The sequence below is a fragment of the Sulfitobacter sp. HI0129 genome, assembly GCF_001635395.1.
Taxonomy (GTDB): Bacteria; Pseudomonadota; Alphaproteobacteria; order Rhodobacterales; family Rhodobacteraceae; genus Sulfitobacter.
In genome coordinates, this window is record NZ_LWGH01000500.1 from 1 (window position 1) to 7,793 (window position 7,793).

Sequence of the window (7,793 nt, forward strand, 5' to 3'; positions counted from 1 at the left end):
ATAACCGTCACGCTCTTCGGTGAGCTGGGCGTTGACCGCCTGTACGCGCATGTCGACATATCCGCGCGCCAGATAGAAATCGCGCAGCAATTGCTTGTCCAGCTCCACCCGGTCGGGGATGAACGTGTCCCGGCGGACCAGACGGCGGAAGAGCCCGGCCTGCTTGGTGCCCAGCACCCGCCGCAACCGGCTGTCCGAATAGACGCGGTTGCCGACGAAGCTGATCCGCTCGATCTCCACGTTGTCGCCTTCGAAGATCTCGAACACAAGATCGACGCGGTTCTGATCCCGGCGAATGATCCGGGGCTGCACGCGCGCGGCGATGCGGCCATCGTTGCTATAGGCTTCGGCGATGGCGGCGGCGTCCTGTTCGGCAAGCGTCGGATTGAAAACGCGCTGCTCGTCGGAGGAGACGAGTTCGGCCAGCGTTTCGTCGTCGATCCGGGCGTTGCCCTCGAAGCTGACCTGATTGAGCGTCGGCAACTCGACGACCGTGATCGCCAGCGTATTGCCGCGCGGTTCAATGGCCACGGATTCGAAGAGGCCGGTGTTCTGGAGACGCTGGTAGGCGTCGTTCAACTGGCCGGCTGAAATCGCCTGCCCCCGCCGCAGGCCAGCGCGCGCGATGATCGCACTGTCGCCGATGCGCTGGTTACCGTCGATCACGACGGTATCGAACCGGTATTCCTGCGCTGTCGCCTGCGCCCCGGGAAGGAGCCAAGCCACCGAAATCATGACCGAAAGGGAAATCCCCTTCGCAGTCGTCGTGAAACCGTCGAAGTTCGTCCGGCCGGAGGGTTTTTCCCCCTCGTTCCTCAGTCCCATCGTACCGCCCAATCTCAAGAGGTCATTTGGCGTACTGAGTACCGAGATTGGCTTGGCTTGTCAAAAGCAAGCGGGACGAAAAAGATCACCAGATCCTGCGGCGGGCGGCGATAGCCCCCCATTATGCTGTGGATAAGATGGCGGGATGCCGCTCAGAGCGAACCGAGCCAGGACCCGGCCAGAAGTGCCGCGGCGATCGCACCCGTATAGAGCGCGCGGTCCCAGTTCAGATCCATCAGCAGGCTCAGGCCACGATAGGATGTTTGAATCGTCTGCATGGTGCACTCCTCATGTCTAACCGTCAGAATGACAGTCGATTGAGGCGCGAGTTTGACGAATTGTGGCAAATCCGGGGCAAAACGCTCAGGGGCAGAAGACGTCGTTGTAAAGCGCAAATACCATCAGCGTCAGGACCAGCGCGATGCCGATGCTCATCAACACCCGCAGCGCGGCATCGCTGGGGGGTTTCCGGGCGACGGCCTCATAGGCGTAGAAAACCAGATGCCCCCCGTCGAGCGCGGGAATGGGGAAGAGGTTGAGCATCCCCACCGCGGTGCTCAGCACAGCGATGAAATTGATGAAGGAAGTCGCACCCTGGCTCGCCATCGCGCCGGAGGTCTGGGCGATGCCCACCGGCCCCGACAGATTGCAGGTGCTGATATTGCCGATGATCATCTGCTTCAGTCCGGCGAAGGACCCTTCGATGATGCGCCACATGTTGCGCGCGCCCCCCACCAAGGCCTCCCCCATGCCGGGAGTTTCCGTGGCGGGGCGGAACGCCATGTCGCTCACGATACCGATGCGCAGGTTGTTGGCGAAACTGCCGTCCGCCTGCGGCTCATCCGTGGAACGCGGCGTCAGGGTGAAGGGCAGCGTCTGGCCCTTGCGCCAGACCGACAGCTCCAGCGTCGCGCCGCCCGACGCCTCGACCCGGTCCTTGAGCTGGTCGAAGGCGTGGATGGGCGTGCCGTCCACCTCGACGATCACGTCGCCGGGCCGCAGCCCAGCTTCATAGGCGGCCGATTGCGGCACCACCTGCCCGACGAGGGGCGGCAAAAGGTTGGGCCCTTCGACGGTGAGGCGCTGATCCCCCCGGAGCACATCGTATTCGAGCACCCGCGCATCGGGCAAATCGGTCAGAAAGGCGCGGTAAGCCTCCCGGTCCGAAGTGGCCGGGATGGGCTCACCGTTGATCCCCGCAATGACATCGCCGGTCATCAATCCCTGCGGGACAAGCGGCATGTCGTGCAATTCGCCCACGGTCAAGGGCTCGCGCGGCGTGCCCGATACCAAGGCGATCCCGGCGAATATCAGGATCGACAGGACGAAGTTGAAGACCGGCCCCGCCGCCACGGTCAGGGTGCGCGCCCAGAGCGGCGCACCATGCATCGTATGGCGCAGCTTGTCGGGATCCTCGGCCAGTGCGGCAATCGCCACCTCGTCCTTGCCCGAGGCCGCGTCCGCATCGCCCGCGAATTTGACGTAACCGCCAAAGGGCAGCGCCGCGACCTGCCAGCGGGTGCCCCGCTTGTCATGGCGCGAAAACAGGACAGGGCCGAAGCCAAGGCTGAAGACATCCGCCTGGATGCCGCACCAGCGACCGACGATGTAATGCCCGTATTCGTGAATCGCGACGATGACCGACAGGGCCACGACAAAGGCAACCAAGGTCCAGATCAGGCTGCCGAATTGCGGCGCCAGCGAAAAAATGTCCAAAACTACCCTGCCTTCTTGTCGGTCGCGGCTTTGGCCGCCTGCCGTGCCAGATGGTCGATCCGGATCACGTTATCAAGTGTCATATCGGCCGTGGTCAGTCCCGGCTCGGCGGCGAGCGCCTCCATCACCTGTTCGACCACGGCCGCCATTTGGGTGAACCGCAGCCTGCGATCCAGAAAACCGTCGAGCGCGCTTTCCTTTGCCGCGTTGAAGACCGCGCCCGTCAGACCGCCTGCGGCCATCACCTCCCGCGCGAGGCGCAGGGCTGGCCAGCGCTTTTCATCCGGGGTGCGGAACTCAAGCGTGCCGATTTTCGCAAGGTCGAGCCGCTCCACCGGCAGGGCTGCGCGCTGGGGATGGTTCAGGGCGTAGCCGATGGCGTGCCGCATGTCCGCAGGGCCGAGATGGGCCATGATCCCCCCGTCGCGGAAACCGACCAGCGCGTGCACCAGCGATTGCGGATGTACGAGTACCTCGATCGCGTCGGGCGCGATGCCGAAGAATTCCCGTGTTTCGATGATTTCCATGGCCTTGTTGAACATCGACGCGGAATCGATGGTGATGCGCTGGCCCATGTCCCAGTTGGGGTGGTCCGAGGCCTGCTCCGGCGTGGCGTCTGCCAGTTTCTCCAACGGCCAGTCGCGGAAGGCCCCGCCGCTGGCGGTGATGATGATGCGTTCGACCGCCCCCATATCCTCGCCCACGAGGGCCTGGAAAATGGCGGAATGCTCGCTGTCCACCGGCAGGATCGTGGCCCCGTGCCGGGTCGCTGTTTCCAGCATGAGCGCACCGGCGCAGACAAGCGATTCCTTGTTGGCCAGCGCCAGCGTCGTGCCCTGTTCGAGCGCGGCCAGCCCGGGTGCGAGACCGGCGGCCCCCACAATGGCGGACATGACCCAGTCCGCCGGGCGGCTGGCGGCTTCGCGAATGGCCCCGGCCCCCGCTGCGGCTTCCGTGCCGCTGCCTGCAAGCGCGTCGCGCAGGTCGGGCAGCAGGTCTTCGCGGGCGGTCACGGCCACCTCGGCCCCCAGCGCGCGGGCATCGGCGGCAAGCTGCGCGATATTGCCCGCGCCGGTCAGCGCCACCACCTGATAGGCCGCGGGATCACGGCGGACGAGGTCGATCGTGCTTTGCCCGATGGACCCGGTCGCACCCAGAATTGAAATGCGTCGCGGCATCAGAGTCCGGGCGGGAAGCCGATGAACTGACCGATGATCAGCAGAAACACCGATGCCCCCAACATCCCGTCGAAGCGGTCCAGCAGGCCCCCGTGCCCGGGAATGAGCGCCGAGGAATCCTTGACGCCCATGCGCCGCTTTACCCCGGATTCAGCCATGTCGCCCATCTGGGAGGCCATGGAAACCGCGATGGAAATACCGATCAGCTGCAGCCCGACCCCGGTATTGAGCGAGAATAGCGCGCCGATCAGGGCGGCCCCCACCCAGCCCGCCGCCGTGCCGGACCATGTCTTCTTGGGGCTGACGCGGGGCCAGAACTTCGGCCCGCCGATGGCCCGGCCCGCGAAATAGCCCACCACGTCCGTCGTCACGACCACCAGCACCAGCCACATCAGCCAGCCGAACCCCAGTTCATCGCGGATCTGCACGATGCCAAAGCCCGCCAGAAGGATCATGACGGTGAAAACCATGAAGATCGTGCGATGCCTGGCAAGCTGGCCGAAACCCACCATCGCAGGGGCCAGCAGCACCGGCAGCGCAAAGCCCACCGGCAGGTAGAAAGCGGCAAGCAGGGCCGCCCCGGTCAACCCGCCCATCTGCAACTGCGCACCCCGTTCGCCGGGGCGCAGCATGCCGACCAGTTCCCAGACCATCAGCCCGCAGATCAGCGCCACCAGCAGGTGAAAGACAAGTCCGCCGAACCAGATGCCCAAGAGTCCCGCCACGACCATCGCGGCCCCCGACCCCATGCGCGTGGCCAGATCCGCCCACCGTTCCGTCTTTGCCGCCATCAATCGTTCCCCTATCGCTTGACCCCGCCGAAGCGGCGGTCGCGCTGGCCGTAGTCACGGCAGAGCAGGTGAAACTCCTCCTTCGTGAAGTCGGGCCAGAGCGTATCGATGAATTCGTACTCCGCATAGGCCGACTGCCAGAGCAGAAAGTTGGAGATGCGCGCCTCTCCGCTGGTGCGGATCACCAGATCGGGATCGGGCAGCACTCGCGTGTCGAGATAGCGCGGCAGGGTCTCCTCATCCACGGCGGAGGGGTCGAGCCGGCCTTCGGCCACGTCCTGCGCGAGCCGCTTGGTCGCTCGGGCCACCTCATCCCGACCGCCGTAGTTCAGCGCGATGGTCAGGTTGACGCGGCTGTTTCCGGCGGTGGCCTCTTCGAGTTCGTTCATCAGCCGGATGAGCTTTGCATCGAGCTGCACCCGGTCGCCGATGAATCGCACCCGCGCCCCGAATTCGCTGAGCGCGCGGGTCTCCTTGGCGATGTAGCGGCGAAAGAGGCTCATCAACCCGGCGACTTCTACCTGTGTGCGTTTCCAGTTCTCGGTCGAGAAGGCAAAAATCGTCAGGAATTCGACACCGATATCCGGGCAGGCCTCGACGATCTCGCGGACGCGCTTGGCACCCGCATGATGGCCGAATAGGCGCGGACGGCCGCGCTGGGTCGCCCAGCGGCCATTGCCGTCCATGATGATCGCGACATGACGCGGCCCCCCCGGAACACGTTCGATCGTAGTGTCGGCGGCGGTGGACATTGATGGGTCTCCGGCGAGTTGGCTGACGCGGCCCCGTCAGTGAGTTGTGCTGTTTTTCGGGTCTTTCCGCCTTCTTCGGGAAAGGCGTCAGACCTGCATGATCTCCGCCTGTTTGGTTTCGAGCTGGTCATCCACCGCCTTGATGAAGCGGTTGGTGATTTCCTGCATCTCGCCTTCCCAGATCTTCTGGTCGTCTTCGCTCATCCCGTCGGCCTTGGCCTTCTTGATCTTGTCCATCCCGTCCCGGCGAATGTTGCGGATCGAAACGCGGGCATGTTCGGCATATTGGCCCGCCACCTTCGAAAGCTGGGCGCGGCGTTCTTCGTTCAGCTCGGGGATCGGCAACATGATGATCGTGCCGTTGAGCTGCGGATTGATGCCCAGACCGCTTTCACGGATAGCCTTTTCCACCTTGCCGACCAGGCCCTTGTCCCAGACGTTGATGGTGACCATCCGCGGCTCCGGCACGTTGACCGTGCCGACCTGGTTGATCGGTGTCTTCTGGCCATAGGCTTCCACCATGACGGGTTCCAGCATCGAGGCAGAGGCGCGGCCCGTGCGCAGCGAAGCGAATTCCGTCCGCAGTGCCGCAATCGCGCCCTCCATCCGGCGTTCGATGTCGTCTGTATCCAGCATAAAATCGTCTGACATGGTTTTCCGTTCTCACTCGTCGCTCGTTCCGGCCCGGGGCCGCCTGCCGGTTTGTATAGATCATGCGCCGGTGTGATTACCAGCATGTTTGCCGGTGGGCCGGGCGCCTGCCGCGGGGTCAGCCCTGAACGCGGGTATAGGTCCCCTCGCCCGCAAGGATCCCCTTGAACCCGCCGGGCTCATCCAGCGAAAAGACGATGATCGGCAGGTTGTTGTCGCGCGCCAGCGCGATGGCAGAGGCATCCATGACACCCAGGCGCTTTTGCAGGACGTCGTCGTAGCTGACCGTGTCGTAGCGCTTGGCGTCGTCGTGCTTGGCCGGATCCTTGTCATAGACGCCGTCGACCTTGGTGCCCTTGAAAATCGCCTCGCAGGACATTTCGTTCGCGCGCAGCGTGGCGGCGGTATCGGTGGTGAAATAGGGGTTGCCCGTGCCGGCGGCAAAGATGCAGACCCGCTTCTTTTCCAGATGGCGTACGGCGCGGCGGCGGATATAGGGCTCCGCCACTTCGTTCATCGTGATCGCGCTGATGACGCGCGTGTGGATCTTGAGGCTTTCCAAAGCGGATTGCATCGCCAGCGCGTTCATCACCGTGGCGAGCATGCCCATGTAATCGGCGGTGGTCCGTTCCATACCCTGCGCGGAGCCCTGAAGCCCGCGAAAGATGTTGCCGCCGCCGATGACCATGCAGATTTCCACGCCCATCTCATGCACGCTCTGCACTTCGCGGGCGATGCGTTCCACGGTCGGCGGATGGAGCCCGTAGCCCTGATCGCCCATCAACGCCTCCCCCGAGATCTTCAGCATCACCCGTTTGAAGGTCGTCTGGGGGGCATCTTGTGGCATGGGGAAACCTTTCAGGGGGGTGCGGCGCGGCACCTGATTTGTATTTCGGCGCAAAATGTCGCAAATGCGCGAAAGGATCAATCCGTACCGGAGGGCCTTCGCGCCATGTCGTCGCCTTTCGACCCAGAAACGCTGAAGCGGCTCGATCCCGCCCGCCCGGTGCTCATCGCCGGGCCTACGGCCTCCGGCAAATCCGGGCTGGCCCTGCGCATCGCCGAAGAGGCGGGCGGCACCGTGATCAACGCCGACGCGAGCCAGGTCTACGACTGCTGGCGGGTGATCACCGCGCGCCCCTCGCGGCAAGAGGAGACCCGCGCGCCCCATGCGCTTTACGGTCATGTCCCTGCGACCACAGTCTATTCCGCCGGCGAATGGCTGCGCGATCTGGCCCCGCTGCTGAGGGGCGGGTCCCGGCCCATCGTGGTCGGCGGCACGGGGCTTTACTTCGCGGCCCTCACCGAAGGGCTGGCGGAGATCCCGCCCATCCCGCCGAAGGTTCGCGAGGAAGCCGATGCGCGCACGCTGCCCCAGTTGCAGTCCGATCTCGATGGGCGGACATCCGCGCGGATCGATCTGGCCAACCGGGCGCGGGTCCAGCGGGCGTGGGAGGTGCAGCGGGGCACGGGGCGCGCCTTGGCGGATTGGCAGGACGATACCGGCCCGCCGCTGCTGCCGTTGGAAAACTGCCTGCCGCTAGTACTGGACGCGGACCGAGACTGGCTCAACACGCGGATCGCGCGGCGCTTTGACGCGATGTTGGCCGAAGGCGCGCTGGAAGAGGCAGAGGCGGTACGCCCGTCATATGACCCCGCCCTGCCCGCGCATCGCGCCATCGGCGTGCCCGAACTCATGGCGCATCTGGAGGGGCGGCTGACGCTGGAGGCCGCGCGCGACGCCGCCGTGATCGCCACCCGGCGCTATGCCAAACGGCAACGTACATGGGGTCGGCTCCGAAGGCACCCTCGCCTATTCCACCGCGATCGAACTGAAGCTGTCGCCGCTGATCCCCGAAAAGGTGCTGGGCGTCTGCCAC

The 7,793-nt window shown here is 64.9% G+C and carries 9 protein-coding genes; 1 reads left to right on the forward strand and 8 read right to left on the reverse strand.

Annotation, left to right across the window (positions count from 1 at the left end):
• The 8 genes from A3764_RS13675 to pyrH all read right to left on the reverse strand — a co-directional run.
• The coding region (locus tag A3764_RS13675) for a POTRA domain-containing protein (protein WP_330220524.1) at positions 1-735 on the reverse strand (735 nt) is incomplete at its 3' end.
• A gap of 242 nt (positions 736-977) precedes the next feature.
• Positions 978-1,103, reverse strand: coding sequence for a hypothetical protein (locus A3764_RS26250; RefSeq protein WP_269084753.1), 126 nt, complete (start codon positions 1,101-1,103; stop codon positions 978-980).
• 85 nt (positions 1,104-1,188) lie between these two features.
• Positions 1,189-2,541 (reverse strand): RIP metalloprotease RseP, encoded by a 1,353-nt coding sequence (gene rseP / locus A3764_RS13680; RefSeq protein WP_067951674.1) that lies wholly within the window; start codon positions 2,539-2,541, stop codon positions 1,189-1,191.
• A 2-nt stretch (positions 2,542-2,543) separates the two neighbouring features.
• Positions 2,544-3,719, reverse strand: a complete 1,176-nt coding sequence (gene dxr, locus A3764_RS13685) for a 1-deoxy-D-xylulose-5-phosphate reductoisomerase (RefSeq protein WP_067923169.1) — start codon at positions 3,717-3,719, stop codon at positions 2,544-2,546.
• A complete protein-coding gene (locus A3764_RS13690; protein WP_067951675.1) occupies positions 3,719-4,510 on the reverse strand; it encodes a phosphatidate cytidylyltransferase in 792 nt (263 codons plus the stop codon). Before A3764_RS13690 ends, dxr begins: the two co-directional genes overlap by 1 nt.
• 11 nt (positions 4,511-4,521) lie before the next feature.
• Entirely contained in the window at positions 4,522-5,262 is a 741-nt protein-coding gene (gene uppS / locus A3764_RS13695; RefSeq protein WP_067920658.1) for a polyprenyl diphosphate synthase, read from the reverse strand.
• A gap of 87 nt (positions 5,263-5,349) precedes the next feature.
• A complete protein-coding gene (gene frr / locus A3764_RS13700; protein WP_067920656.1) occupies positions 5,350-5,913 on the reverse strand; it encodes a ribosome recycling factor in 564 nt (187 codons plus the stop codon).
• A 118-nt stretch (positions 5,914-6,031) separates the two neighbouring features.
• A complete protein-coding gene (gene pyrH, locus A3764_RS13705; RefSeq protein WP_067920660.1) occupies positions 6,032-6,760 on the reverse strand; it encodes a UMP kinase in 729 nt (242 codons plus the stop codon).
• Positions 6,761-6,865: 105 nt separating this feature from the next.
• On the opposite strand from pyrH, the gene miaA reads away from it, so the two are divergent.
• A partial coding sequence (miaA, locus tag A3764_RS13710; protein ID WP_067951676.1) for a tRNA (adenosine(37)-N6)-dimethylallyltransferase MiaA occupies positions 6,866-7,793 on the forward strand: 928 nt, incomplete at its 3' end.